The 25,755-nt window shown below is 57.9% G+C and carries 38 protein-coding genes; 6 read left to right on the top strand and 32 right to left on the bottom strand.

Going from position 1 to position 25,755, the window contains the following annotated elements:
• Nucleotides 1–11: 11 nt before the first annotated feature.
• The 5 genes from H6G52_RS01260 to H6G52_RS01240 form a co-directional block, all read right to left on the bottom strand.
• A complete protein-coding gene (locus H6G52_RS01260; protein ID WP_190525904.1) occupies nt 12–659 on the bottom strand; it encodes a hypothetical protein in 648 nt (215 codons plus the stop codon).
• 362 nt (nt 660–1,021) lie between these two features.
• Nucleotides 1,022–1,567: a hypothetical protein gene (locus H6G52_RS01255; protein WP_190525903.1), complete on the bottom strand. Its 546-nt coding sequence runs from the start codon at nt 1,565–1,567 to the stop codon at nt 1,022–1,024.
• 206 nt (nt 1,568–1,773) lie between these two features.
• Entirely contained in the window at nt 1,774–2,715 is a 942-nt protein-coding gene (locus H6G52_RS01250; RefSeq protein WP_190525901.1) for a tetratricopeptide repeat protein, read from the bottom strand.
• 152 nt (nt 2,716–2,867) lie between these two features.
• Nucleotides 2,868–3,197 (bottom strand): cytochrome c6 PetJ, encoded by a 330-nt coding sequence (petJ, locus tag H6G52_RS01245; protein ID WP_190525899.1) that lies wholly within the window; start codon nt 3,195–3,197, stop codon nt 2,868–2,870.
• A gap of 147 nt (nt 3,198–3,344) precedes the next feature.
• A complete protein-coding gene (locus H6G52_RS01240; protein WP_099534729.1) occupies nt 3,345–4,298 on the bottom strand; it encodes an NAD-dependent epimerase/dehydratase family protein in 954 nt (317 codons plus the stop codon).
• Nucleotides 4,299–4,604: 306 nt separating this feature from the next.
• Between H6G52_RS01240 and purD the strand changes: the two genes are divergently transcribed.
• The 6 genes from purD (at nt 4,605) to lepB (H6G52_RS01210) (ending at nt 11,294) form a co-directional block, all read left to right on the top strand.
• Entirely contained in the window at nt 4,605–5,963 is a 1,359-nt protein-coding gene (gene purD / locus H6G52_RS01235; RefSeq protein WP_190525897.1) for a phosphoribosylamine--glycine ligase, read from the top strand.
• A 31-nt stretch (nt 5,964–5,994) separates the two neighbouring features.
• Entirely contained in the window at nt 5,995–8,142 is a 2,148-nt protein-coding gene (locus H6G52_RS18410) for a HAMP domain-containing sensor histidine kinase (RefSeq protein WP_190525895.1), read from the top strand.
• Nucleotides 8,143–8,307: 165 nt separating this feature from the next.
• Nucleotides 8,308–8,646, top strand: a complete 339-nt coding sequence (locus H6G52_RS01225; RefSeq protein WP_099534726.1) for a phasin family protein — start codon at nt 8,308–8,310, stop codon at nt 8,644–8,646.
• A gap of 66 nt (nt 8,647–8,712) precedes the next feature.
• Nucleotides 8,713–9,309, top strand: a complete 597-nt coding sequence (locus H6G52_RS01220) for an FKBP-type peptidyl-prolyl cis-trans isomerase (RefSeq protein WP_190356074.1) — start codon at nt 8,713–8,715, stop codon at nt 9,307–9,309.
• A 237-nt stretch (nt 9,310–9,546) separates the two neighbouring features.
• On the top strand, nt 9,547–10,272 hold the full coding sequence (gene lepB / locus H6G52_RS01215; RefSeq protein WP_190525893.1) for a signal peptidase I: 726 nt from the start codon (nt 9,547–9,549) through the stop codon (nt 10,270–10,272).
• 329 nt (nt 10,273–10,601) lie between these two features.
• Complete coding sequence (gene lepB, locus H6G52_RS01210) at nt 10,602–11,294, top strand: signal peptidase I (RefSeq protein ID WP_099534723.1); 693 nt, start codon at nt 10,602–10,604, stop codon at nt 11,292–11,294.
• A gap of 180 nt (nt 11,295–11,474) precedes the next feature.
• Here the strand turns inward: lepB (H6G52_RS01210) and rpmE are convergent, their stop codons facing one another.
• The 27 genes from rpmE to rplB form a co-directional block, all read right to left on the bottom strand.
• On the bottom strand, nt 11,475–11,699 hold the full coding sequence (gene rpmE, locus H6G52_RS01205; RefSeq protein ID WP_099534750.1) for a 50S ribosomal protein L31: 225 nt from the start codon (nt 11,697–11,699) through the stop codon (nt 11,475–11,477).
• Between the two features lie 201 nt (nt 11,700–11,900).
• The gene (gene rpsI / locus H6G52_RS01200) at nt 11,901–12,314 is read right to left on the bottom strand and encodes a 30S ribosomal protein S9 (RefSeq protein ID WP_099534722.1); all 414 of its coding nucleotides are present in this window, start codon (nt 12,312–12,314) and stop codon (nt 11,901–11,903) included.
• Nucleotides 12,314–12,778, bottom strand: coding sequence for a 50S ribosomal protein L13 (gene rplM / locus H6G52_RS01195; RefSeq protein ID WP_190356076.1), 465 nt, complete (start codon nt 12,776–12,778; stop codon nt 12,314–12,316). The genes rpsI and rplM overlap by 1 nt, the downstream gene beginning before the upstream one ends.
• Nucleotides 12,779–12,860: 82 nt before the next feature.
• Nucleotides 12,861–13,712 (bottom strand): tRNA pseudouridine(38-40) synthase TruA, encoded by an 852-nt coding sequence (gene truA, locus H6G52_RS01190; RefSeq protein ID WP_190356077.1) that lies wholly within the window; start codon nt 13,710–13,712, stop codon nt 12,861–12,863.
• A gap of 35 nt (nt 13,713–13,747) precedes the next feature.
• Entirely contained in the window at nt 13,748–14,098 is a 351-nt protein-coding gene (rplQ, locus tag H6G52_RS01185; protein WP_099534719.1) for a 50S ribosomal protein L17, read from the bottom strand.
• Between the two features lie 81 nt (nt 14,099–14,179).
• Entirely contained in the window at nt 14,180–15,124 is a 945-nt protein-coding gene (locus tag H6G52_RS01180; protein WP_099534718.1) for a DNA-directed RNA polymerase subunit alpha, read from the bottom strand.
• A gap of 152 nt (nt 15,125–15,276) precedes the next feature.
• A complete protein-coding gene (gene rpsK, locus H6G52_RS01175; RefSeq protein ID WP_099534717.1) occupies nt 15,277–15,672 on the bottom strand; it encodes a 30S ribosomal protein S11 in 396 nt (131 codons plus the stop codon).
• 51 nt (nt 15,673–15,723) lie between these two features.
• Nucleotides 15,724–16,101, bottom strand: coding sequence for a 30S ribosomal protein S13 (rpsM, locus tag H6G52_RS01170; RefSeq protein WP_099534716.1), 378 nt, complete (start codon nt 16,099–16,101; stop codon nt 15,724–15,726).
• A gap of 76 nt (nt 16,102–16,177) precedes the next feature.
• Nucleotides 16,178–16,291 (bottom strand): 50S ribosomal protein L36, encoded by a 114-nt coding sequence (gene rpmJ / locus H6G52_RS01165; protein WP_015186054.1) that lies wholly within the window; start codon nt 16,289–16,291, stop codon nt 16,178–16,180.
• Nucleotides 16,292–16,398: 107 nt separating this feature from the next.
• On the bottom strand, nt 16,399–16,635 hold the full coding sequence (infA, locus tag H6G52_RS01160) for a translation initiation factor IF-1 (protein WP_099534715.1): 237 nt from the start codon (nt 16,633–16,635) through the stop codon (nt 16,399–16,401).
• A 165-nt stretch (nt 16,636–16,800) separates the two neighbouring features.
• The gene (locus H6G52_RS01155; protein WP_190525891.1) at nt 16,801–17,379 is read right to left on the bottom strand and encodes an adenylate kinase; all 579 of its coding nucleotides are present in this window, start codon (nt 17,377–17,379) and stop codon (nt 16,801–16,803) included.
• Nucleotides 17,376–18,698 (bottom strand): preprotein translocase subunit SecY, encoded by a 1,323-nt coding sequence (gene secY / locus H6G52_RS01150; RefSeq protein WP_190356079.1) that lies wholly within the window; start codon nt 18,696–18,698, stop codon nt 17,376–17,378. Before secY ends, H6G52_RS01155 begins: the two co-directional genes overlap by 4 nt.
• 51 nt (nt 18,699–18,749) lie before the next feature.
• The gene (rplO, locus tag H6G52_RS01145; RefSeq protein ID WP_190356080.1) at nt 18,750–19,193 is read right to left on the bottom strand and encodes a 50S ribosomal protein L15; all 444 of its coding nucleotides are present in this window, start codon (nt 19,191–19,193) and stop codon (nt 18,750–18,752) included.
• A 27-nt stretch (nt 19,194–19,220) separates the two neighbouring features.
• On the bottom strand, nt 19,221–19,745 hold the full coding sequence (gene rpsE, locus H6G52_RS01140) for a 30S ribosomal protein S5 (RefSeq protein WP_190356081.1): 525 nt from the start codon (nt 19,743–19,745) through the stop codon (nt 19,221–19,223).
• Nucleotides 19,746–19,768: 23 nt separating this feature from the next.
• On the bottom strand, nt 19,769–20,131 hold the full coding sequence (gene rplR / locus H6G52_RS01135) for a 50S ribosomal protein L18 (protein ID WP_099534710.1): 363 nt from the start codon (nt 20,129–20,131) through the stop codon (nt 19,769–19,771).
• Nucleotides 20,131–20,670 (bottom strand): 50S ribosomal protein L6, encoded by a 540-nt coding sequence (gene rplF, locus H6G52_RS01130; protein ID WP_190356082.1) that lies wholly within the window; start codon nt 20,668–20,670, stop codon nt 20,131–20,133. Before rplF ends, rplR begins: the two co-directional genes overlap by 1 nt.
• A 26-nt stretch (nt 20,671–20,696) precedes the next feature.
• Complete coding sequence (rpsH, locus tag H6G52_RS01125) at nt 20,697–21,095, bottom strand: 30S ribosomal protein S8 (RefSeq protein ID WP_099534708.1); 399 nt, start codon at nt 21,093–21,095, stop codon at nt 20,697–20,699.
• Nucleotides 21,096–21,113: 18 nt separating this feature from the next.
• Entirely contained in the window at nt 21,114–21,659 is a 546-nt protein-coding gene (gene rplE, locus H6G52_RS01120; RefSeq protein WP_099534749.1) for a 50S ribosomal protein L5, read from the bottom strand.
• Nucleotides 21,660–21,685: 26 nt separating this feature from the next.
• A complete protein-coding gene (rplX, locus tag H6G52_RS01115) occupies nt 21,686–22,054 on the bottom strand; it encodes a 50S ribosomal protein L24 (RefSeq protein WP_099534707.1) in 369 nt (122 codons plus the stop codon).
• The gene (rplN, locus tag H6G52_RS01110; RefSeq protein WP_099534706.1) at nt 22,054–22,422 is read right to left on the bottom strand and encodes a 50S ribosomal protein L14; all 369 of its coding nucleotides are present in this window, start codon (nt 22,420–22,422) and stop codon (nt 22,054–22,056) included. Before rplN ends, rplX begins: the two co-directional genes overlap by 1 nt.
• A 17-nt stretch (nt 22,423–22,439) precedes the next feature.
• A complete protein-coding gene (gene rpsQ, locus H6G52_RS01105) occupies nt 22,440–22,688 on the bottom strand; it encodes a 30S ribosomal protein S17 (protein WP_099534705.1) in 249 nt (82 codons plus the stop codon).
• Between the two features lie 18 nt (nt 22,689–22,706).
• Complete coding sequence (gene rpmC, locus H6G52_RS01100; protein ID WP_099534704.1) at nt 22,707–22,934, bottom strand: 50S ribosomal protein L29; 228 nt, start codon at nt 22,932–22,934, stop codon at nt 22,707–22,709.
• Nucleotides 22,935–22,940: 6 nt separating this feature from the next.
• Nucleotides 22,941–23,360: a 50S ribosomal protein L16 gene (gene rplP / locus H6G52_RS01095; protein ID WP_099534703.1), complete on the bottom strand. Its 420-nt coding sequence runs from the start codon at nt 23,358–23,360 to the stop codon at nt 22,941–22,943.
• A gap of 3 nt (nt 23,361–23,363) precedes the next feature.
• Nucleotides 23,364–24,095, bottom strand: coding sequence for a 30S ribosomal protein S3 (rpsC, locus tag H6G52_RS01090; RefSeq protein WP_099534702.1), 732 nt, complete (start codon nt 24,093–24,095; stop codon nt 23,364–23,366).
• A 21-nt stretch (nt 24,096–24,116) separates the two neighbouring features.
• A complete protein-coding gene (gene rplV / locus H6G52_RS01085; protein WP_099534701.1) occupies nt 24,117–24,473 on the bottom strand; it encodes a 50S ribosomal protein L22 in 357 nt (118 codons plus the stop codon).
• Nucleotides 24,474–24,494: 21 nt separating this feature from the next.
• Nucleotides 24,495–24,773 (bottom strand): 30S ribosomal protein S19, encoded by a 279-nt coding sequence (gene rpsS, locus H6G52_RS01080; RefSeq protein WP_099534700.1) that lies wholly within the window; start codon nt 24,771–24,773, stop codon nt 24,495–24,497.
• 98 nt (nt 24,774–24,871) lie between these two features.
• On the bottom strand, nt 24,872–25,735 hold the full coding sequence (rplB, locus tag H6G52_RS01075) for a 50S ribosomal protein L2 (RefSeq protein ID WP_099534699.1): 864 nt from the start codon (nt 25,733–25,735) through the stop codon (nt 24,872–24,874).
• Nucleotides 25,736–25,755 lie beyond the last annotated feature (20 nt).

Below are 25,755 nucleotides of genomic sequence, written 5' to 3'. Positions count from 1 at the left end.
CCTAGAAGCACCTAGGGCGTGGGGCGGCCCAGAAACCATTCCAACCGCAGGGCCGTTTGGTCATCGTCGGGGGCAAATTGGCTCAGGGGTTCTTGGCGGCCCAGATTTGATCGCAACTGGGTGGCCGCCCAACTGCTGGGCCGCGTGCGATCGCCCTGGCGACCAAATAGCCATAGGTTCGATCGCCCGCTGTCTTCGGTGCTGATTCCTTGGGCATAGCGAGCCTGCTGCTCGGTTTTGGCCCCAGCACTCAGCAACAACACGGATTCCCCTTCGGGCCCGTAGTAGACTTCCAAGCCGTCCCCTGGATCCACGATTGGCGGGATTTCTTCGGGGCCCCCTAGCCCATATTCCACCCATTGCTGGCAAGTGGCTAGCTCACTGTAGGGCAACTCAAGCTGCGCCAACATGGGCAAAATGGCCGCGCGATCACACTCCAAACCGCCCGCCACCGTCAGGTCTTGGGCCTTGCCCTCGGGGAGCGGTGGCGTTTGGCTGGCCACACGCTGGGCCAGCATCAGCACCAACAACCCCGTCAACAAAGCAATGGCGCTCGATCGCGGCCAGGTTTTTCTCAGCCAGGTTCCTTCACCCCCAACTTTCCCGGTGTTGATTGGCGGCTGGTGTTGCATGAGGTGTTGCATGATCCGATCCATCATCCCTGCCCTCCTACGAACCTGAATGGCTCTCGGATGCGGGTTCGATCGCCCGGTCTATGGCCAGAAAGCGGGAACCCGCAAGCGCATTGGTCTCCATGAATGGGGAGGGGCCGGTTGGAGGTGTGTGAAGCGATCAACCCGAAACCAACCCCATTCCTTTTGATCCTAAAGATCACGAGGCGCGGTGGTTTCGAGTGTGACGCGATCGATATTGAACGTTATGCAACGCCATCAGTTGCAACGCCATGTAACACTTCCCACTCTGAATTGGTCACAGAATTTCAGGGCTATTTTGACTGGTTTTGAAGCCTGTTTTTAAAGCCCTCTACCCTGCTTTTCATGGTCTCCAAACCAGCCATTTACTAGGGAACCTGAACCACCGTTTGGGCTTCAACCCGTTGACCATTGGCATACAAATCCTTGTGGTCATTTGTATTCAAGGTCACCTGGATTTGGTTACTGCCACTCGGCAGAGATTCCAAGTAATACCAGTTGCTGTAGAGCCGGGTGAGTTTGCGCCCGTTGAGGTATAGGTGCGCGTGACCTTGGTTCCAAGCACCGGGTTGGTTAATTTGCTCCGGGGCAAATCGGAAATTTTGAACCGTGAGTTGCAGGTTCCAACCCTGTTTGGGATCCGGCAATACGGAAAGACTGACAGTGGGAATTGGCTGACCAGCAGGAACATCAAAGCGACCGTGCTGATGCTCGCCGCCGTGACCGCTGCCATTGTGAGGGCTGTGCGGGCTGGCTGAAGGGCTGGCAGGGGGGCTGGATTGGTGATGGTGATGATTGCCATCGGCCCGGGCGGGCTGGTAAATCGATTGGGAGATCGGGCTGAGGAGCGTCACCGCCAGAGTTAAGCCAACCGATCGCAAGGCAACAGGAGAACGAAATAACTTCAGTGGCATAGCAGGCGAAGGGTAGTTTGGGGATTCAGAGGAAATCGTGAACCGGTGACCAACCTTCTCAAAGGGGACGGCGGGGTAAGGCGCGCACAACTGGACAACTCAGCAAACAACCCAACTAACGACCCACCCAACAGCTCAACGCATTCATTCAGCGCAATGATTCAGCGCGTGAACAAACTAAGCAACGGGCGGTCTAACTAGCAGCTTTAGCCGATCGCTACGGAGCTGCTCTGCTGGAGTTGGCGCAGAGCCGTTAGGGCCGTTTGCAAAGCCCCCCAATCGCCACAGTCATAGAAACAACGGACAGCACATTCCAAGTCATGAATCGCCGCTTGATGGCAATGCATTTGTTGGTGAAGCTGACTGCGGGCCATGTAGGACAGGCCGTTCATGGGAGCCAGGGCGATCGCCCGGTCAAAACTGCCGATCGCTTCCGTGGAACGACCCAGGGCTTGTAGCACCAAACCGCGCAGATGAAAGCCATTGGCTTGTTGAGGGCCGTAGCGCAAACTGCGATCGAGATCAGCTAGGGCTTGGGGCCGATCGCCCTGATCCAGCCAGGTCATCGCCCGGTCGTAATACACCTGAGCGAGGCGATCGAGTGATTCGTGGCCGAATTGCAGAATGGCTCGGTTGAAATCTTCAATCGCCTCGCGCCCCTGCTGTTGTTCAGCCATCACCAGCCCGTGGTTATACCAAGCGCGTCCATCCAAGGGATGTTGATGCAGCACCGTTTCAAAATCCTGGGTGGCGGCGGCCCGGTTTTGTTGCCCGCGATAGGCCAAACCACGGTTCAGGTATGCATCCCAAAGCTGGGGATTGAGTTCCAGCGCCGTCGTGCAGTCCCTGATCGCAGCCGCCCAGTCAGCGATCGCCAGCCAGGTCAGACAGCGGTTGTGGTGGGCCCGGGCTTGCCGGTGGGCATCCGGGGTCTGATCGGCAGCGATCGCGAAGGCCGCTAGCGCATCTGCGTAATCACCACGGCTAAAAGCTGATGCACCCAGCGCCATCGGGTCCTGCGGACTAGAAACCGGGACGCTAGCCGGAGTCAGTCGGGATGGCCAGTAGGTAGTAGCTGCGAGGCCCCAAACAACCACGCTCAGCAGCAGCGCGATCGCCCAGCGCCCGGTTCGATCGGGTTCGGACATAGGGTCAGAAGCCTGTTGAATGACCGAAAGGCAATTCAACACTCGGGTTCAATTGGGTGGGTTAGCCAGCGGGAACAGCGCCAGGGCTACCCAGCGCTCAAAACCGGTCAAGGCATCTGTGGAGGAATGTTGCCTTGACCGGCTTCCATGACTTACCAACCGGCTTCCGACTTGGACAGCACGAAGGATGCCACATCTTGAATACCGTCTGCCGTCAGCTTGCCCTTGAAGGCCGGCATCGCACCTTTACCGTTGGTGACCTGCTTCACGATCGCCTCGATCGAGTTCATGCCGTATTTTTCCAAGGCATCCTTCTTCAGGGTCTTGTCTGCCATCACCACGTTACGGCCACCCGCATGACAAGCGGCGCAGTTGGCGCTAAAAATTTTGGCTCCATTGGCCACATCAGCCGCATGGGCAGCACCAGCAAAGCTCAACCAAGCAGCAACCAGAGCGATCACCCAAGATACAAACCGTTTCATTGTCCTTGATCCTGTCAGTCAGTACTGAAGCCGTGAAATGCTTCAGACCCATTTAGTCCAGATCTGTCCAAGACTGTCAAGCCCAGTATCAGTCAAGGTTTGGCAATGGTTTGCAATAATTTTTTAAAATGGTCGATCGAGCAATGGTCAAGCGGCGTAGAGGGTTTTAATCCACTCCCATTCCTGCTCAAGACCCTTGCGAATCGTGACTTGAGGGTCATAGCCCAAAAGATTGCGAGCCTTGGTCACGTCGGCGGAGGTGTGGCGAGCATCCCCGATCGCCCGATCCTGATAATCACGCGCGATCGGGTGACCCACAATCGCCTCCATTTGCTCCAGCACCTCCGTCAGCACCACGCGACTGCCGCCACCGATATTGAAAATTTCCCCGATCGCCGCTGGAACCACCGCCGCCGCCAAATTCGCCGCCACCGCATCGCTGACATAGGTAAAGTCGCGAGTTTGTTGCCCATCGCCATAAATGGGAATGGACTGATGGGCGATCGCCGCCTTAAAAAACTTGTGGAACGCCATATCCGGCCGCTGTCGGGGCCCGTAAACCGTGAAGTAGCGCAGGGCCACGAACGGCACGCCAAAATTGTTGCAATAGAGCCGCCCGAGCTGTTCGGCCGCTAATTTCGTGATCCCGTAGGGCGACACGGGCTTGGGACAGACCAACTCACTGGTGGGAAAGGTTTCCGCATCGCCATAAATGGACGACGTGGACGCATAGACCAACCGTTGCAAATTCGGGGCCTGCTTCGCGGCTTCTAAGAGGCGCTGGGTCGCCGTGATGTTGCGATCGGTGTAGTCCTGGAACCCAGTCCCCCAACTGGCCCGCACCCCCGCCTGGGCCGCCTGGTGATAGACCACATCCGCTTCCGCCAGCAGAGGGGCCCAGTCAATGGCTCGCAAATCCACCTCCAGCAGTTGGAATTGGCCATGATCCAACAGGGGCGCAACGTTTTGTCGCTTGAGGGCCGGGTCGTAATAGTCATTAAAGTGATCAATGCCAATGACCCGATCGCCTCGCAGTAACAGCGTTTCCGCCAGGTGGGAGCCAATGAAGCCGGCCGCGCCGGTCACGATGCTGGTAGTCATGGGGAGTTCAGAAATCGCCGTTTTGCAATAGTTGAGGGGAAATTGGCGCGATCGGGCGATCGCTGGTCTAGGTTTAGCCCAAGTTTTGGCCCAGCGCCTAGCCCAGTCTAGGAAGTTTTGCACCCAAACGTGGAAACAACCAACCCGGAAATGGTCGTTGATGATTGGCGATCAACCGCGATTGAGTCGAAATTGGACAAGATCCAGCCTCCCAGCGGGGATCGGTGGTGAGAGGAGCGGACGTGCGATATTCTGAGATACTGGCTCCTGGCCGAGTTCTGTTCACAACTGCGGGTTAAAGATTCTGTGAAGGTTTTAGTGGTTGGCAATGGTGGCCGTGAACACACGATCGCCCACATGTTGTTGAAGTCGGAACAGGTGGAGCGGGTCTTTTGTATTCCCGGAAATGGGGGAACGGCCCTGAATCCCCGTTGCCAAAACTTTGCCTTCGCTGCAACTGATTTTGAAGCGATCGCCCGCGTTGCCCAAACCCAAGGGGTCTCCCTGGTGGTAGTGGGCCCCGAAGCACCTTTGGCCGTCGGGATTGTGGACTTTTTGCGCGGGCGACAAATTCCCGTGTTTGGCCCCACCCAAGCGGGGGCCCAAATTGAAGCAAGCAAGTCCTGGGCCAAGACGCTCATGGCCGAAGCGGGTGTGCCCACGGCCCAGTCCGCCACCTTCACGGAGCTGGCCCCCGCCCGCGACTATTTGCAGCAGACCGGGGCCCCGATCGTGGTGAAGGCCGATGGTCTGGCAGCGGGCAAGGGCGTAACCGTGGCCATGACCTTGGATGAGGCACTCAAGGCGGTGGAGTCTATTTTTGGCGGCCAATTCGGCTCCGCTGGCTCCAGCGTGGTAATCGAAGAATTTATGGAAGGGCGGGAAGTATCCGTCCTGGCCCTGACCGATGGCAAAGCCGTGCGCCCTCTGATTCCAGCCCAAGATCATAAACGGATTGGCGAGGGAGACACCGGCCCCAACACGGGCGGCATGGGAACCTATGCCCCGGCTCCCTTGGTTACGCCGGATCTGATGGCGCGCATTGAAACGGAAGTGTTGCAGCCCACGGTGCGGGCCCTGGCGGCACGCGGCATTGATTACCGAGGGGTTTTGTATGCGGGGTTGATGATCACGCCTGAGGGGGATCCCAAGGTGGTGGAATTTAACTGCCGTTTTGGCGACCCGGAAACCCAGGTGGTGTTGCCGCTGCTGGAAACGCCGCTTCATGAGCTGATGCTGGCCTGTGTGGAACAGCGGCTGGCCCAGTTTCCCCCGATCGCCTGGAAATCGGGCGTGGCCGGCTGTGTGGTGGTGGCGGCCCAGGGCTATCCGGGCAGTTTTGCCAAGGGCACTCCGATCGCGGGCTTAGCAGAGGCGGAAGCGGTGGGGGCCATGGTGTTTCATGCGGGAACGCGGCTGGTGCGATCGAGCGGCAACACCGATCGACTGGTCAGCGATGGAGGGCGCGTCCTAGGGGTCACGGCGATCGGGGCAGATTTTGACGAAGCCTTCGGAACCGTCTACCGGGCGATCGAGGCCATTGACTACACCGAAAAAACCTATCGTCGCGACATTGGCTATCAAGTCCGCCAACAACCTTGGGAAACCCTGCCCTTGCCCGGTGCGATCGCCGCCAGTGACCCTATGCCCACCGAAGCCCCTTAAGATCGAATCAATCTGCACGCTCCCCGAGACCATGCTTGAGGCGATCGTTACGTTGCGGCAAATCCTGCGTCGCTGGTGGTCAGAATTCACCCTCCAAACCCGATTGATGGCGGTGGCAACCCTGGTGGTGTCGCTGCTGACCAGCGGGCTAACCTTTTGGGCCGTCAACACCATCCAGCAGGATGCCCGGCTCAACGACACTCGTTTTGGGCGAGATTTGGGGCTGCTCTTGGCCGCCAACACTGCACCCCTGGTGGCGGAGCAAGACTTGGGCGGTTTGGCTGGCTTCTCGCGCCGGTTTTATAACAGCACTTCCAGCGTTCGGTACTTGCTCTATGCCGACGTGGACGGGGATATCTTCTACGGCATCCCCTTTTCCGACACGGAGGTGAAGAACTCCCTAACCTTGCGTCGTCGGATTCAGTTGCCGCCGGACTATGCGGCCGATCTCGATCGCCCCTTGGTGCGTCAACACCTCACCCCCAACGGTCAGGTCACGGATGTGTTTGTGCCCCTAACCCACGAGGGTCAATACTTGGGGGTGTTGGCCGTGGGTACCAATCCCAATCCGACGGTGGTGGCCTCGTCGGGCTTGACTCGCGACGTGACGATCGCAGTGTTCGTGTCAATTTGGGTGATGGTGATTTTGGGGGCTGTGTTCAACGCCCTCACCATCACCAAGCCGATTAAGGAATTGTTGATCGGTGTCAAAAACATCGCCTCCGGGGATTTTAAGCAGCGAATTACCCTGCCGTTTGGCGGTGAACTCGGGGAGCTAATTGCCAGTTTTAATGACATGGCGGAGCGCCTAGAGCGCTACGAAGAACAGAATATTGAAGAGCTGACGGCCAGCAAGGCCAAGCTCGAAACCCTCATCGCCACGATCGTCGATGGGGCCCTGCTGCTCGATACGGATCTGCGCGTGGTGTTGGTGAATCCCACGGCCCGCCAGATTTTTGGCTGGGATCGCGAAACGGACGGCCAGCCGATCATTGGCAAAAATGTGCTCTATGAGTTTCCACCCGAGGTGCAAGTGAAGCTCACGCGCCCGCTCTACCAGTTGGCGGAAGGCAAGGCCGACGAGGGTGAAGAATTTCGCATTACCCTGATGGAGCCGGTGAAGCGGACGGTGCGCATTTTGCTATCGCCGGTGCTATCCCAACGGGCGATCGGGGATGGGCACTTGTGCGACACCTGCGAGCACCATCAGCAGGATCAGTGCAGCGATGCCCAACGGCCCCTGGCCAGGGAATGTAATCTCTATGCCGATCAAGATGGCGAAGCCCCAGGCGATCGCTACCGCGAGAGCATCCGAGGGATTGCCGTCACGGTGCAGGACATTACCCGGGAAGTGGAGCTGAATGAGGCCAAAAGCCAATTTATCAGCAATGTTTCCCACGAGCTACGCACGCCGCTGTTTAACATCAAGTCCTTTATTGAAACGCTCCATGACTATGGCGATGAGCTGTCGCCGGAGCAGCAGCGGGAGTTTTTGGACACCGCCAACCGCGAGACCGATCGCCTCACCCGGTTGGTCAATGACGTGTTGGATCTCTCTCGGTTGGAATCCAGCCGTAGCTACACTTTTGACGCGATCGACCTGGTACAGCCGATCGAACAAACCCTGCGTACCTACCAGCTCAATGCTCGCGACAAGGGAATTGAACTGACCCAAGAGCTGGCCCCCAGCCTGCCGCCCGTTTTGGGTAACTATGATCTGTTGCTGCAAGTGTTCGCCAACTTGGTGGGCAATGCCCTGAAATTTACCCCCAAGGGCGGCCAGGTGGCGATCCGCGCCTATATTCCCCAAGACCCCACCGTTCAACCGGCCCTCTGGGATACCTGCCCGGTGAATGCGGCAACCGGCCCAGCCAAATCTCAGCCCGAGGTGGTGAGCGTGGTGCGGGTGGAAGTGGCCGACACCGGCATTGGCATTGGCCCCGAAGATTGTAATGCCATTTTTGATCGGTTCTATCGGGTCGAAAACCGGGTGCATACCCTCGAAGGCACAGGGCTGGGCCTGTCGATCGTCCGTAACATCATTGACAAGCACCAAAGCAGCGTCAAATTGATCAGTGAAGTGGGTGTGGGGACGATTTTTTGGTTTGACTTGTTGATTTATCGGGATGGGTTAACCCTGCCGGAACCGATGCCCGTCGTTTCCAGCACCCTGGGTTAGACCGGGGGCAATCCTGGGGCGAATCGGGCGGCGATCGCGACTGATCCGCATCCCACAAGGGTCGATCGCCCGTGTTAGCCTAACGATGATTGGCGGGGCCACTCAGTCCGAGCGTCAGCCCGAGCTGTTGATGAACCCTGGTAGGCATACGGAGTCGATCGTCCGATGGATGGAAATAACTGGCTGCAACAACTGCTGACCATTGGTCTGGGCACAACGGCCATTGTTGCAGAACGCCTCAAGGAAGCCAGCGATGAATGGGTTCGCAGCGGCCGCTTGGATCCAGAACAGGCCCGCAAGGTGGTGGATGACCTGATGCAGCGTTTGCAGTCCGGCGGCAATCCCTCCCCTAGCGAAAGTTTTGATTCCCTGATTCAGCAGCAGTTTCGGAAGGTGATGAAGGATTTTGGTGTGCCCGATCGCTCAGAGGTGGACGAACTGCGCGGCCGGATCGATCGGCTAGAGCGCCAAGTGCGCGACCTGGAAAATCGACTGTGGCGTTAGGGCGATCGCTCGTTAGGATCAAGAACGACCCACTTTGCTCGCAGATTGATCGAGGAGACTAGACCCTTGCGTGATGTGTTAATCAGCTTTGGGGTGATGTTGGTTTGCCTAGTGGCCGTGTTGATGGTCACCTTCACGGGCAAAACCCCCACCGCCGAAGCGAACCCCCTATCCAGTCAACCGGCGGCCGAAGCCACTGCCAACGGTTCCAAGCTGGCGGCCCGTCTCATTAGCGACGCGGCCGCCCAACTGCGATCGCCTGAGATCGCCACTCTGCCCACCAATACCCAGGAGACAACCCTCGTGGCCGACGCGAGCAACCTGACCACCACCGATTCTGGCCTGCAATACGAAGACCTCACCGTGGGAACCGGCGCAGCCCCCACTCCCGGTCAGAACGTCACGGTTCACTACACCGGCACGCTCACTGACGGCAAAAAATTCGACAGCTCGCGCGATCGGGGTCAGCCCTTCAGCTTCCGCATTGGCGTGGGTCAAGTGATCAAGGGTTGGGACGAAGGTGTCCTGTCCATGCGGGTTGGTGGTCGCCGCAAGCTGGTGATTCCGCCGGACTTGGGCTACGGGGCCCGGGGAGCCGGTGGGGTGATTCCTCCTAACGCCACCCTGGTGTTTGATGTGGAATTGCTGCGCGTGGGGGGTTAGTTCCCGCTCAGCGTCAGCACTGACAGTTTTTGGACTGTGGGAAGCATCCAAGATCTTGGATAGGGGCGATCACTCCGGCGGGGCGATCGCCCCTTGTGCTGGCTACCAATCACGGGGAATCACGATCGCACCCAGGCCGTATCAACCACCACCATCCAGCAGATCCCCCGGTCTGGATTCGGTATCCTGAATGAGGTTGACAGTCCCTAGGTCAACCGACAATCAAGCGCCACGCCCATGTCAACGCAACCCCCAAAGTCCAAGCGGTTGAGAAACGGGCAACCATTGCGCCCCTTTTCCCGCAACGCAGCATCCGCCACGGCTCCCCAGGGCAACCAGGGCGGGCGGTGGCATTGGCAGCATTGGCTCCCTTCCCTGACGGCAACCCTGCGGCAAGCACCCGCTTGGACTTGGCAACGGCGAAATTGGTGGGGATCGGGGTTGGTGGTGCTCCTGACCATGGGGGCCATGCGATCGCTCGTCATCGATTCTTATCTGGTGACCCTGCCGACCATGAGGCCCACGTTGCAACCGGGCGATCGCCTGCTCATTGACAAAGCGAGCTACCAGTGGCGCAACCCCGATCGAGGCGAGTTAGTGGCCTTTATGCCGCCCGGCGCGCCGAATCAACCTCAGGGAGTGTTGGTCAATCGGGCCGTTGGCTTACCCGGCGATCGGGTTGAAATCCAAAGCGGTCAACTCTTGGTCAATCAGCGCCCGATCGCCCATGGCCAGTCCCTGGCGATCGAAATTGGTGATCTTGCCCCCGTGCGAGTTCCCGCCGCCACCTACTTTGTCATGAGCGATGGTTCCGCCTTAGGTACTGCCCCAGCCCTGACCTTCACCTACGGTTACGTGCCGCGCCAAGCCTTGGTGGGGCGGGTGATGTGGCGGTTTTTTCCTCTCGATCGCTGGGGGGCACCGATCACCCCCACAGCCTCGCCAGATCCAGTTCCTCAATAGTCAACGGCGATCGTTCGCGGTTTTTTCGCGGTTTTGCGGTATATCTTCTCAACAACAGACCAGCCGGAATTTTCACCGCTGTAATAGCCTGTAATAAGAGTTGAGAGTTTCCAGTTTCTGGCTAACGGCGCACGGATTGATTCCAAGTTTTCAAGCAGAATGGTCAATCATGCCGAAACGCCCGCATTCCCCAAGTCCCAGTCTTGGATCCTGAACCCCGATCGCGCTTCTCCTGGTTTGCGTTTCCCGGGCTTGGCCCAAGGTGCTCAGCGCCCAGCGTTTTAAGAAGCGCCCTCGTCTACTGCTTTAGTGCATTTAGGATTTTTCTCGTGACCGATCAACCCGCTTCCTCGCATAAAGAGCCATCCACCAATCCCCCCACCGACAGCGCTTGGGTTGAAGTCCTCAAAACCATTGGTCTCAGCATTATCTTGGCCCTGGGCATTCGTACCTACGTGGCCGAAGCTCGCTGGATTCCCTCTGAATCAATGGTGCCGACGCTGCTGGTGAAGGATCGGTTGATTGTCGAAAAACTGCAATACCGGTTTGGCGGCAGCCCCAAGCGCGGCGACATCATCGTCTTCATGCCGACCGCCGAACTGCGCCGCCACAACCTCAAAGATGCTTTTATTAAGCGCGTGATTGGTCTGCCGGGTGAACTGGTGGAGTTGCGAGATGGCCAGGTTTACATCAACGGCCAGCGCCTGAACGAACCCTATATTGCCCGTGAGTCCGTCTTAACAACCGGTCGCCCCAGTCCTGCGAGTGGCTCAGGGGAGCGCCCAGCCAGCCTTAGCGCGGATGGCAATGCGGTGCAGCGCACGGATACCAATGTTTGCGTAGGGGATCCGCAACCTTTTCTGGCCCGGCCGGTGCGGGTGCCCCCCAACTCCTATCTCGTGCTCGGCGACAATCGCAACCGCAGTTACGACAGCCGTTGCTGGGGAGTCGTTCCGCAAGATTTGATTGTGGGCCATGCAGTTTGGCGGTTTTGGCCCCTCGATCGCATGGGTAATCTCTAGCCAAGCACCGAGCCTAGAAAAAATAGAGCCTAAAATAGCCCAGAAAATAAAAGCCCAGAAAATAAAAAGGAGCAGTTACTGGTTCAGCAACTGCTCCTTTTTTCTGTTTCTTCTGGTTGAAGAATTTTGAGTTTGCCAATTTTAGTTGGCCAATTAGTTGGCCGACCAAACCAAGGAACCCTAGTCCTTTTTGGTTTCGGTTGCCATCCCATACTTGCGCAGGAATCGCTCCACACGACCTTCAGTGTCAATGATCCGCTGAGTGCCGGTGAAGAACGGGTGATTACCAGCCCAAATGTCCACATGCAATTCCGGTTGGGTCGAACCAACCGTCATCACCAATTCGCCGTTGCAATAGACCTTTGCATCGGGGTACCACTCGGGGTGAATGCCTTCTTTTGCCATGATGTGAACCTCAACCAAGGTTTAGGAAATTTAAGGGCGATCGAACCGCATTCAAGTGCATGGATTCGATCGCGGGGATTTGCACAAAAGAGCTGGCGATCACGACTTCCAAACGGGGTCTTTTGATCACCAGCCCCCAGCTTGCCCATTCGTTGGGGAAAGCCACCGAGGCCTCCCCCTCGAAAGTCGGCGCTTGGAAAATTAGCGCTTCGAGAACTGAGGAGCCTTCCGGGCTTTCTTCAAACCGTACTTGCGACGTTCCTTGGCGCGGGGGTCGCGGGTCAGGTAGCCTTCAACCTTCAGGGGCTTACGGTTTTCAGGATCAAGCTGAATCAAGGCCCGAGCCACACCCAAGCGGATCGAGTCAGCCTGGCCAGTCAGGCCGCCGCCCACCACGCTCACCAGCACATCGTAGTCCCCTTCCAAACCGAGGGTTTCCAGAGGTGCTTTGGCCGCAGCCAGATAAACCGGGTTGTATTGCAGGTAGTTATCGCCAGGACGACCGTTGATGGTCAGTTGGCCAGAGCCAGGCACCAGGCGCACGCGAGCGACCGAGGTTTTACGGCGGCCCGTGCCGCGATACATCACGCGCCCGTTGTTATCCGTTGCTTGCATTAGCCTTCACCTCCAGGAATGGTGTTGATCGTCAGGACTTGGGGTTGTTGTGCCGTGTGGGGATGGTCTGCACCGGCATAAACCTTCAGCTTGCGGAACAGTTGCCGACCGAGGGCATTTTTAGGCAGCATCCCTTTAATGGCATGTTCCACAATCCGCTCGGGCAAACGATTTTGCAGCTTTTCAAAGCTCTCCGTCTTCATCCCACCGGGACGGCCAGAGTGACGACGGTAGACCTTTTGAGTCCGTTTTTTACCGGTCACTTCCACTTTGTCGGCGTTCACGATCACCACAAAGTCACCGGTATCCAGGTGGGGCGTATAGGTGGGCTTGTTTTTGCCCCGCAGGACGGAAGCCACTTCGGTGGCCAGGCGGCCAAGGCGTTGACCAGCGGCATCAACGACGTACCATTGCCGGTCAACGTCGTTTACGGAGGGCAGGGCAGTCTTGGTGGGAATGGACATAGGGGTTGGTTGGGTTGCGAAAGTCGCTGAATCGGGGAAGTTATAACTAGGGCGATCGCGTAGTGCGTTAAGCCTAGAATCTTTATGTAACGGGAGGGCTGAAGGTTGCCGGGCCGTCCTGGGTCAGGTCAAACCAAGGCAGGGTGTTGGTACGAGCAATCTCTGGCAGGGGCGAGTTGGGGTAGCCAATGCGCAGTAGGCACAATCCCATGGGTGGCGCGGCATATTTCACCAGGTCTCGGCGTTCACTCTGCCAAATTTGGGTGAACTCTTCGACACTGAGGCGATCGCGCCCCACCAACACCAACATCCCCGCCAGCAGCCGCATCATGCCGTACAAAAAGCCACTGGCTTGAACTTCAAGTTCCACAATCGGCCCGCGCCGCCGACACCAGGCTTCTTGAACATCCACCCAAGAATGGGGACGTTTTGATCCGGCACGGTGGAAAGCAGCCAAGTGATGCCGACCCACGAGGGGGGCGATCGCCGCCTGCATCTTTTCCACTTGAATTGGCTCGTAATAGTGCCAACTGAAGGGTTTGAGGTACAGGTTCGGCTGTGGATCGGTGTAGAGAACATAGCGGTAACGCCGCCACGAGGCCGAGAACCGAGCGTGCCAGTTCCCCGGAACCGCACAGGAGGCCAGAATCAGAATATCATCTGGCAACCTTGTGTTGAGGACTTTCGCCCAACGGTGGGGGGGAATCGGGCTGGCCACGTCAAAGTGGGCCACTTGGGCAGAGGCATGAACTCCGGTGTCGGTGCGTCCAGCACCATGGATGACAACGGGATGCCCCAGAATCTCGGCGATCGTGTCTTCGATCGTAGCTTGAACGCTGCGATCGCGGATCTGCCGCTGCCAACCACAGAACCCTGTTCCCAGGTACTGAATCACCAAAGCAACACGTTGCTGATCGGCGGGACAGTCGGCCATGATTGTTGCTCTACACCCCAGCGATTGGTCTTGGCCTAGACCAATTCCAGGATGGCCATTTCGGCATTGTCACCACGCCGGGGCACGGTGCGCAAAATGCGGGTATAGCCGCCATTCCGCTGACCATAGCGCTGGGGAGCCTGCTCGAACAGGGCATGAACCAAATCGGCATCATACAAATAGCCCAAGGCCCGACGACGGGAAGCCAAGGAACCGTCCTTGGCCAAGGTAATCATGCGATCAACCTCGGCGCGAACAGCCCGGGCCCGGGCTTTGGTGGTGGTGATTTGACCATTGCGGATGGTTTCCGTGGCCAGGGCCCGCAGCAGGGCGCGACGCTGGTCAGCGGGCTTACCAAGTTTAGGAACGCGACGACCGTGACGCATAGCTCCGATCTCTACTCAACTGATTAGTAACTAGGGGGGTCGGATCTAGAACGGGCTAGAGCCGGGGGTGAACGGTGGCAGCTAGGCTTTGGCCACCTTTTCTTGCGGCAGGGTGATGCCCAAACGCCGCTGCAACGCTTCGATCACTTCTTCAGCCGACTTGGCTCCGAAGTTTTTGATCTCCAGCAAATCTTCTTGGGTGAATTCCAGAAGATCGGCAACGGTGTTGATTTGCGCCCGCTTCAGGCAGTTGTAGGCGCGCACCGACAGTTGCAATTCTTCGATCGGGATTTGGCTGCTGGGGTCTTGGGACTCTGGGCGATCGCTCTTGGTGGCTTCGATGGTGAAGTCCTTGAGCGGGTTGAACAGATCCACCAGAAGCGTGGCAGCCTGACTGAGCGCCTGTTGGGGGGTGATGCTGCCGTTCGTCCAAATTTCCAGAACCAGGCGATCCTTCTCCAGGGATTCGCCCACCCGGGCATCCTCAACGGTGTAGTTCACCTTGCGGACGGGCATAAACATCGAGTCGATCTGCAAAAAGTCGATCGCCGATGCATCATCACGACCCCGATCGATCGCCCGATAGCCCACCCCACGTTCCACTCGGAACTCCATTTCCAACGTGGCCCCCTCGGCCAAGGTGGCAATGTACTGGGTTGGGTCAACCACTTCCACTTCTGAAGGCAAATCGAACAGGTCTGCCGTGACCACCCGCGGCCCTTTGGCCAACAGGCGACCAATTTGCGGCTGATCCGTGTGGCTGCGCAGCACCAATTCCTTCATGTTCAGCAGGATGTCCAACACATCCTCCCGCACACCGGGAACCGTCGCGAACTCGTGGTTCACGCCCGCAATCCGGACGGCCGTCACTGCGGAACCCACGAGGTTCGACAGCAGTACCCGACGCAAAGCGTTCCCCACCGTTGTGCCCTGCCCACGTTCGAGGGGGGACAGCACCAAACGGCTGTAGAGATTGCGATTGCTTTCCGTGCTCGATTCAACACACTCGATCTGAAATTGCGACACGCTTTGTGCCTCCCAACCGGCCTAGTCGATCCATATGCGGCAGTGAAGCCGCCCCGTAACAGAAAAAAATTCGCGGTGACCAAGGGTTACCGCTGGCTTGCAGGATGCGATCGCAGCGCCCGTGAGTTAGCGCGGGTCGATCGCGGGGTGATTTAGACCCGACGACGCTTCGGCGGCCGGCAACCATTATGCGGAATCGGCGTAACATCACGAATCAGCGTGATTTCCAGACCCGACGCTTGCAGGGCCCGAATCGCCGTTTCCCGACCCGAACCGGGGCCGCTCACCATCACTTCCACCTGCCGCATCCCCTGTTCAGAGGCACGACGGGCAGCAGCTTCAGCGGCGGTTTGGGCGGCGAAGGGCGTACCCTTCTTGGCTCCCTTGAAACCGCTGGAACCAGCCGAGGCCCAAGAGATTGCATCACCCTTGAGGTCGGTGATCGTCACGATCGTGTTGTTGAAAGTCGATTGAATGTGGGCGACACCGCTGGGGACGTTGCGCTTTTGCTTACGCGGGCCAGAGCGCTTGTTGGGTTGCTTTGCCATAGCTGTTGAACAGAACTAAAACGTTCGTAGAAAGGGGACAGAACCAGTCGATTACTTGCGAGGAGCCTTCTTCTTCCCGGCCACCGTACGACGACCACCACGGCGAGTCCGGGCATTGGTGCGCGTCCGTTGACCCCGCACCGGCAGACCTGCGCGGTGACGACGACCCCGATAGCAACCGATGTCCATCAGGCGCTTGATGTTCATGGCCTCAAAGCGGCGCAGATCACCTTCCACCTGGTAGTTATCCAACTCGGCCCGCAGGGCAGAGATGTCTGCATCGCCGAGGTCTTTGACGCGCGTATCCGGATTCACACCCGTTGCGGCCAAAATTTTCTTCGACAGGGTTAGACCAATGCCGTAAATATAGGTCAACCCAATTTCAATGCGCTTCTCGCGCGGTAAATCTACACCGGAAATACGTGCCACGTTGGTTCTCCCTAACGTTTTAATGCTCTGTCTTTAGATGGGTGCCAGGCAAACACAACCACCCTAACGCTGTCTTTTACCCTTGGCGTTGTTTGTGTTTGGGGTTTTGGCAAATGACCATGACGCGACCGCGACGACGAATCACGCGGCACTTTTCGCACATTTTGCGGACGGAGGCTCGGACTTTCATGATGGTTAAAATCTCCAAACTTGGAATTTTAGAGAAAAATGAGTACCGGATCAACCTATCGGGGCAAGTCTTTGGCTAGACCAGCGATCGGGTGGCTATTTTGGGGGTTATTTTTTGCCACCCGTGTTCTTTAAACGGTAGGTGATGCGCCCCTTGGTCAGGTCGTAGGGGGTCAGCTCAACCTTGACGCGATCGCCCGGCAGAATCTTGATGTAGTTACGGCGAATCTTGCCAGAAATATGTGCTAGGACGTTGAAACCGTTATCGAGATCCACCCGGAACATTGCGTTCGGGAGTGATTCGGTTACGGTTCCCTCCATTTCGATCAGATCTTGCTTGGACAAGGATCAGCTCTCCTGTATGAACGTCGAGTTGGTTGACAATCAGTGAACTTGCTGTTAAGCGCTATCTCACTGCCAAACTAGCACAATGGGCGATCGGGTCTGGGTTTCTGGTTTGGTTCCCGGCTTCAGCACGAAGCTTCAGCACCAAACTTCAGCGGAGGTGAACTAAGCCGTTGGGGCGATCGCCTGTTTCAGGTCACGAGTCACATCGCTGAGGGGCTGGTCACCATTGACCTCCGCCAATAGGTTCGCCTGCTGGGCCCTGTAGAACTTCAGCAGCGGTTCCGTCGTTTGGTGAAAAATCGCCAGGCGATGCTCAATGGTCGCCAAATTGTCATCCGAGCGACCTTCCGCTGTGCCTCGGCTCAGGAGACGGGCCTTGAGTACATCATCGGCAACCACCAAATTCAGCACTCGATCGCAGGCCTGACCCGTTGCCGCCAGCATGTCATTGAGTTTTTCGGCCTGGGCCACATTACGCGGGAAGCCATCCAGGATCCAGCCCTGTTGAGCATCAGGTTCTGCGAGCCGGTCTTTGATGATCCCAATGATCAATTCATCGGGTACCAATTCACCGCGATCCATGAAGGACTTCGCCGCCTGTCCCAAGGAAGTGCCTTGGGCAACGGCCGCGCGCAAGATATCACCCGTGGAAATATGGGGAATGCCATATTCCTCAGACAAAATCTTGGCTTGCGTGCCCTTACCGGCACCCGGTGGGCCGAAAAAAATCAATCGCGTCACTGCTTCACCATTCCTTCGTAGCGCTGTGAAATCACGTAGGTTTGGATTTGCTTCGCCGTTTCGATCGCGACCCCAACCAAAATCAGAAACGACGTTGCTCCTAACCCTTGGAACGTCCGCACATTGGTGGCACTTTCCACGGCCGTCGGCACAATGGCCACCAAGCCCAAGAAAATTGCCCCCAAGAAGGTCAGCCGATTCAAAATCTGCTGCACCCGCTTACTCGTGGCTTGACCTGGGCGCACCCCGGGGATGCTCGCTCCCATCTTCTTCAGGTTCTGAGCCATATCCACCGGGTTCACCACCAGCGACGAATAGAAATAGCTAAAGAACAGAATCAGTGCCAGGTAAACCAACACGTAAAGCCAGGGCGTGGGGCCCGTCGGACTCAGATAGGTGGCCACCCGAGCCAAGGCTTCATTGTTCGTGAACTGGGCCAGCGAGGCCGGAACCACCAACACCGCCGTCGAGAAGATGATGGGCATCACGCCCCCTTGGTTCAGGCGCAAGGGCAAGTAGCTGCTGCGTTCCTGATACTGGCGGCGACCCACCTGGCGGCGGGCCATCACGATCGGGATGCGACGGGCCCCTTCTTGAACAAACACAATGCCGACAATGGTGGCCATAAACGCCAACATCAACAGCACAATGCCGCCAATGGTCGATCGATCACCACTTTGAGCCAGCTCCAGCGTTTGACCCACCGACTTCGGAAAGGTCGAAACAATGTTCACGAAAATCAGCAGCGAAGCACCATTGCCCACGCCACGCTCCGTGATTAGCTCGCCAATCCACATCACAAACATCGAACCGGCCGTCAGGGCCAGCGCCGTCTTCACCACAAACAGGCCCGCTGGCTCCGTCGTGGCCCCCAACGCCGACACCCAGAGACCGATCCCCACGCTTTGGATCACGGCCCAAGCAACGGACACATAGCGGGTGATTTGGGCAATCTTGCGACGGCCCGCCTCCCCTTCATTCTTCTGGAGGTCTTCCAGAGAAGGCAGCGCCGCCGTCAGCAATTGGATGATGATGGATGCGTTGATGTAGGGCAGAATTCCCAACGCAAAGATCCCCAGCAGCGATAGACCGCCCCCGGAGAAGATATCTAAGAAGCCAACCAACCCACCTAGACCGCTGTTTTGGATCGCGTTGCCAAAGGCTGCACGATCAATTCCCGGTACCGGCAAAAAGATCCCAAGGCGCACCAGCACTAGCAGGCCGACGGTCACCAGCAACCGCCCCCGCAGGCCAGCCGCCTGGGCCATTTGCATGAAGGTTTCTTGGGCTGTTGGCGCTTTATCTCGACTGACGACCATGGTTGGTACACCTCAGGCAAATTTCAGCAACCGGATTTCCCAACTTCAATCTTAGACAACCGTGCAAGTTCCGCCGGCTGCTTCGATCTTTTCCTTGGCACTAGCCGTGAAGCGAGCGGCTTCCACCGTCAGCTTCACCGACAGGTCACCATCGCCCAGCAACTTCAGCGGGCCATCGTTGGTGGTAACAATCCCGGCTTCCATCAACGAGGCCAAGTTGACGGTCGAACCGGCCGCCAGGCCAGCCAGACTGCCGACGTTGACCACGGTGTAGGCTTGGCGGTTGATCACCGTGAAGTGCTTCAGCTTCGGCACCCGGCGGTAAAGGGGCATTTGACCCCCTTCAAAACCGGGGCGGGTGCTGCGACCGGAACGCGACTTTTGACCGCGCATCCCGAAGCCACCGCTCGCGCCTTGACCGGCAGCAATGCCCCGACCGACGCGACGACCGCGCTTTTTGGAGCCTTTTTTAGGCTGTGCATCCGTGATTTTCATGGATTTGGTCTCCGTCGATGACCGGAACTACTTGTACAGGTGCTCGAGGGTCACACCCCGGTCTTCGGCCACTTCTGCGAAAGTCCGCAGGGAAGACAGGGCATCCAAAGCAGCACGGGCGTTGTTCAAGGGGTTGTCGGAACCCAGTTGCTTGGCAAGGATGTTTTTCACCCCAGCCAATTCCAACACGGTACGGACAGCACCCCCGGCGATTACCCCGGTACCGGGAGCGGCGGGGCGCATCATCACTTTGGAGCTACCACCACCGACACCGTTGGTGGGGTGGGGAATCGTGTCGCCCTTGATCAGGGGCACGTCAACTAGGTGCTTTTTGCCATCGGCTACGCCTTTTTTGACGGCTCCGATCACATCAGCGGCTTTGCCAACCCCAACGCCCACTTGACCGCGTTCGTTACCGATCACGACCACGGCGCGGAAGCTGAGCTTTTTACCGCCCTTGACCACCTTGGTGACGCGGCGGATTTGGACGACGCGCTCTTGCCATTCGGACTCTTTCTCGCGGGTGCGATTGCCTTTACGACGAGTTGCCATAGTGAATACTCCTGAGTTCTCGCCTAGAAGTTCAGTCCGGCTTCGCGCGCCGCGTCGGCCAAAGCCTTGACACGACCGTGGTAAAGATTACCGCCGCGATCGAACACAACTTGGGTAACGCCCTTGGCTTGGGCGCGCTCAGCCAGCAGCTTACCCACCGCTGCGGCTGCATCACAATCGCGGCTGCTTTCAAGCTGCGATTTGACATCGGGTTCCAGGGTCGAAGCGGCTACCAACGTGTGATGTTGGGTGTCGTCGATCACCTGGGCGTAAATGTGTTGGTGCGAGCGGAACACGCACAGGCGAGGCCGATCGGGCGTTCCCGAAACTTTGCGGCGCACCCGCCCGTGGCGACGGCGCACCATATCCTTGCGAGTGGCTTTCATTATTTCTTACCTGTCTTACCTGCCTTGCGGCGAACGACTTCACCTTGGTAGCGAATCCCTTTGCCCTTGTAGGGTTCCGGTTTGCGCACAGCACGGACACGGGCGGCGGTGTTACCCACCAATTCCTTGTCAATGCCGCTGACAATCACGTTGGTGTTGTTTTCTACCGCAAACTGAATCCCGTCGGGGGCGGGGATATTCACCGGGTGGCTGTAGCCCATGCTCAGGTTGAGCGTGGTGCCTTGAACAGCGGCCCGATAACCGACCCCTTGGATTTCCAGACGACGCTGGAAGCCTTGGGACACACCTTCGACCATGTTGGCCAGCAGGGTGCGGCAGAGACCATGGCGCTGACGGGCGGGACGCGATTCATCCCGGCGCGTCACGAGCAGTTGATCTGCTTCTTGGGAGAAGAGAATTTCAGGGGGGAAGGTGCGGGTCAGCTCGCCTTTGGAGCCTTTGACCGAGACGGTTTGGCCGTCGATCGTCACCGTCACCCCTGTGGGAATGGGAATGGGACGCTTGCCAATGCGGGACACGATTGAGAACTCCTTCGTCGTAGGGATTACCAGACGTAGCAGAGGACTTCGCCACCGATGCCCTGCTGACGCGCGTCGCGATCGGTCATGATGCCTCGAGAGGTCGAGACGATCGCGATGCCAATGCCGCCCAACACGCGGGGCAAATCGCGGCGATTGGAATAGACACGGAGGCCCGGCTTGCTCACGCGCTTCAGGTTCGAGATGATCGGACGGCGCTGCTTGCCCTTGTATTTCAAAGAGATCACGAGCGTCTTCTTCACACCTTCACCGGTTTCTTCCACTTCGGCGACGAAGCCTTCAGACTTGAGCACCTCGGCGATGCTGCGGGTCATCTTGGTGGCCGGAACTTCCGTTTTTTGGTGACGCGCCAGGCAGGCGTTGCGAATGCGCGTCAGCATATCTGCGATGGGATCGTTAACCATAGTTCGCTCCTTGCAACGCTACTTGTCCCGGAACGGCATGCCCATTTCCTTGAGCAGCGCGCGGCCTTCTTCGTCGGTGGTGGCGGTGGTCGTGATGCAAATGTCCATCCCGCGGATTTGGTCGATGCTGTCGTAGCTGATTTCAGGGAAGATCAGCTGCTCACGCAGACCTAGGGAGTAGTTGCCACGACCATCGAAGCTGTTAGGGCTGACACCACGAAAGTCCCGGATTCGGGGTAGGGACAATCGCACAAGGCGATCGAGGAAGTCATACATCTTGTCGGAGCGCAGGGTCACCATCATGCCCACGGGCATCCCTTGGCGCAGCTTAAAGCCGGCGATCGCCTTTTTGGCGCGGGTCACAACGGGGCGCTGACCGGTGATGGTGGCCAATTCCACTAGAGAAGACTCCAGGGCCTTGGCATTCTGCGACGCTTCGCCCAAACCACGGTTCACCGTGATCTTCACCACTTTGGGCACCTGGTGAATATTCTCGTACCGGAACTGTTCCATCAGTTTCGGCACGATTGTTTCCTTGTAAATGGTTTTCAGTCGTGCTGGCATGGCTGTTTCAGCGATCGGGCGCAACGTTAGTCGATGATTTCGCCAGTTTTAATCAGCTTGCGCACCTTCTTGCCTTGGTCGGTGAAGGTGTAGCAAACGCGGCTGGCGACCTTTTCTTTTTCGGAATAGTGCAGGACGTTCGAGCTGTGGATCGGGAACTCGCGCACCTCGACTTTGCCCGATTCGCCTTCCTGGGTTGGCTTGGTGTGCTTGGTCTTTTGGTTCACCCCTTCGACGATCACTTGGCTCGTTTTGGGGAAGACGCGCACAATCTTGCCAACTTTTCCCTTGTCACGACCGGAGATCACCTGAACGGTGTCACCCGCTTTGACATGCATTTTGAAGCGCACGGCTTTGCCGTTTGCATTCACTTGAATCTTGCCGGGCTTGGCCATTACAGCACCTCCGGAGCCAGCGAAACGATCTTCAGGTAGTTCTTGTCACGCAGCTCACGAGCTACGGGGCCAAAAACGCGCGTCCCACGGGGGTTGCCATCTTTGTTGACGATCACGGCGGCGTTGTCGTCGAAGCGAATGCACATGCCGCTATCGCGTCGGATGGTTTTCCGAGTGCGAACGATCACGGCTCGCACCACGTCGGACTTTTTCACTGCCATATTCGGAATGGCATCTTTGACGACGGCGATGATTTCATCACCGACATGGCCGTAGCGACGGTTGCCACCGCCCAGGACGCGAATACACATCAGCTTCTTCGCGCCGCTGTTGTCCGCTACGTTCAGATAGGTTTGCTGTTGAATCATGGGCGATCGAGCCTCCCTTACCGGGTCGCGCTTTCGAGAACTTCAACGACCGTCCAGCGCTTGGTTTTGCTCAGGGGGCGAGTTTCGCGGATGCGAACCCGATCGCCTTCCTTGCACTGGTTGTCTTCATCGTGGGCCTTAAAGCGGCGCGTGCGAACCACAATCTTGCCGTACTTGGAGTGGGCCGAGCGGTTTTCCACCGACACCACCACCGTTTTCTGCATCTTGTCGCTCACAACAACGCCAACACGTTCTTTGGCAGCCATAGGGGGTTAACTCCAGAACTACGCTTGGGTTGCTGCTTCAGATGCAGCCGCGAGCTTACGCTCATGCTCCACCGTGAGCAGTTGCGCCAACTCATGCTTTGCATGTTTGATTTCGTGCGACTTCACCTCTTGGCGAATCGCCTTCTTCATCCGGAATTGGAACAGTTGGCGCTTGAGTTCCAAAATGCGATCGCCCAGTTCGGTGTCACTAAGGGCGCGCGCGTCAGCAATCTTCGGGAGAGCCATAGGGCATTACGACTGGATGTCTTCGCGAACAATAAACTTGGTCTTCACGGGCATCTTGAACGCGGCCAGGCGCATTGCTTCGCGAGCCGTCTCTTCAGCAACACCCTTGATTTCGTACAGGATCCGACCGGGCTTGATTACGGCCACCCAGAACTCCGGTGCCCCTTTACCGGAACCCATCCGGGTTTCTGCGGGGCGCATGGTCACAGGCTTGTCAGGGAAGACGCGGATCCAGATTTTGCCACCCCGGCGGATGTAGCGGGTCATGGCCCGACGACCGGCTTCGATTTGGCGAGCCGTAATCCAGCCGCATTCCAGCGATTGCAGGGCAAAATCCCCAAAATTCAGCGAACTGCCCCGAGTGGCGAGGCCCCGCATCCGGCCGCGTTGTTGCTTGCGGAATTTTGTTCTTCTTGGACTGAGCATGGGTTATTCCTCGTTCGAGCGGTCTTCAAACTGCTGACGACGACGGGGTTGGCGACGACGCGGCGCAGGCTGATTCGCCGGAGCCACTTCCTCTTGTCCAGGAATGATCTCGCCCTTGAACACCCACACCTTGATCCCCAACACCCCATAGATGGTGCTGGCGGTGCGGTAGCTGTAGTCGATGTCCGCCCGCAGGGTATGCAGGGGCACGCGACCTTCCCGCGTCCATTCCGATCGGGCAATTTCTGCACCGTTCAAACGACCGCCGACTTGGATTTTGATCCCTTCGATTCCAGCGCGTTGGGCCCGTTGGATCGCCTGGCGGACGACCCGACGAAACGACACCCGGCGCTCCAGTTGCTGAGCGATGTACTCGGCAATCAAGGTGGCATCGGCATCGACGCGGGCCACTTCGATCACGTTGATTCGGATCTGGCGATCGCGGCTCCCCAGCAGGTTTTGCAGACCAACCCGCAGGGTTTCAATGCCACTGCCGCCCCGGCCCACCACCACACCCGGACGGGCGGTGTGAACTTCTAGGTCGATTTGGTCAGCCTTGCGCTCAATCCGCACCTTGGCAATGCCGGCATTGTTCAGGTTCTTCTCAACGTATTGCCGGATTTTGTGGTCTTCCTGCAACAGGCTGGAATAACGCGACGGATCTGCAAACCAGCGCGAGCGGTGCTCTTGGGTAATGCCGAGTCGCAGGCCGACGGGGTGAATTTTCTGTCCCATGGTTTCCTCGTCTCCTTATGCTTAGGCTTCTGCCGCCGGAGCAACCGCCACGGTGATGTGGCAGGTGGGCTTGCGGATTTGGTAGGCGCGACCTTGGGCGCGAGGGCGGAATCGCTTCAGGGTGGGGCCCTGGTCAGCGAAGGCCGTGCTCACCACCAAGGAGGTGGCATCGAAACCGTTGTTGTTTTCTGCGTTGGCAGCGGCCGATCGCAGCAACTTGCGAACGATTTCGCAGGCGCGATAGGGCATGAACTGCAGAATAATCAGCGCTTCGGCGTAGCTCCGACCACGGATTTGGTCGAGGACGCGGCGAACTTTGCGGGGGGACATCCGCACGAAGCGCACGCTTGCTTTGACTTCGTTGGGACTAAGTGCCATATCTGAGCGATTCTCCGGGGGTTACTTGCGTCCTTTCTTGTCGCCCTTGGTGTGGCCTTTGAAGGTGCGCGTGGGAGCAAATTCCCCCAGCTTGTGGCCCACCATTTGCTCGTTGACGTACACGGGGACGTGTTGCCGGCCGTTGTGGACGGCGATCGTGTGACCCACCATTTGCGGCAGGATCGTTGAGGCTCGTGACCAGGTTTTGATCACTTGCTTTTCGCCCTTGACGTTCAGCGCTTCTACTTTTTTGAGCAGCTTGTCAGCAACGAAGGGACCTTTTTTCAGAGAACGAGACATACGCTTTAGGAACTCTTAGGGATTCGCGATCTCAAGCGGCGATCGCCCAGGGCTGGAGGGTTAAACCAACGGGCGGGCGATCGCCACACTGAAAAAACCTATGCGTTGCGACCGCCGCGACCGCGCTTGGACGACTTACGACGACGACGCACAATGAGTTTGGTGCTGGCTTTCCGCTTGTCGCGGGTTTTGCGACCCAAAGCGGGTTTACCCCAAGGGGTGACCGGGCCAGAACGCCCAATGGGCGCGCGACCTTCACCACCACCGTGGGGGTGATCCACCGGGTTCATGACGCTACCGCGCACTTCCGGACGGCGACCCAACCAACGCTTGCGGCCGGCTTTACCCAGGCTCAGGTTGCGGTGTTCGGAGTTGCCGACGCTGCCGATGGTAGCCATGCACTCTTTACGAACCTTGCGCACTTCCGTGGAAGGCAGCTTCAGGGTGACGTAGTTGCCTTCTTTGGCGACCACTTCAGCACCGGAGCCAGCGGAACGGGCCATTTGCGCACCGCGACCCGCCACCAACTCAATGTTGTGGACGGTCGTACCCAAAGGCATGTTGGCCAAGGGCAGGGCATTACCCACTTCGATCGGGGAATCGGGACCCGCCACGATCGTTTGGCCCACTTTCAGACCAACGGGGGTGATGATGTAGCGCTTTTCGCCATCTTCGTATTGCACCAACGAAATGCGCGCATTCCGGTTGGGGTCATACTCGATCGACAGCACTTCAGCGGTCATGCCCAGCTTGTCGCGCTTGAAGTCGATCTTCCGGTACAGGCGCTTGTGGCCACCACCCCGGTGACGACAGGTGATCCGACCCAGGTTGTTACGACCCTTGCGGCGGTGCTTGTAAGAAGTCAGAGACTTTTCGGGTTCGCTGCGGGTGATTTCCGCAAAGTCAGCCACGCTGGCTTGACGAACCCCGGGGGTATAAGGACGGAAGGTACGAATTGGCATCGTCTTAAAACTCCTTCAGC

The sequence above is a fragment of the Limnothrix sp. FACHB-881 genome, from assembly GCF_014698135.1.
In the GTDB taxonomy this organism is placed as follows: Bacteria; Cyanobacteriota; Cyanobacteriia; order CACIAM-69d; family CACIAM-69d; genus CACIAM-69d.
This window is presented reverse-complemented; position numbering and strand designations above follow the sequence as displayed.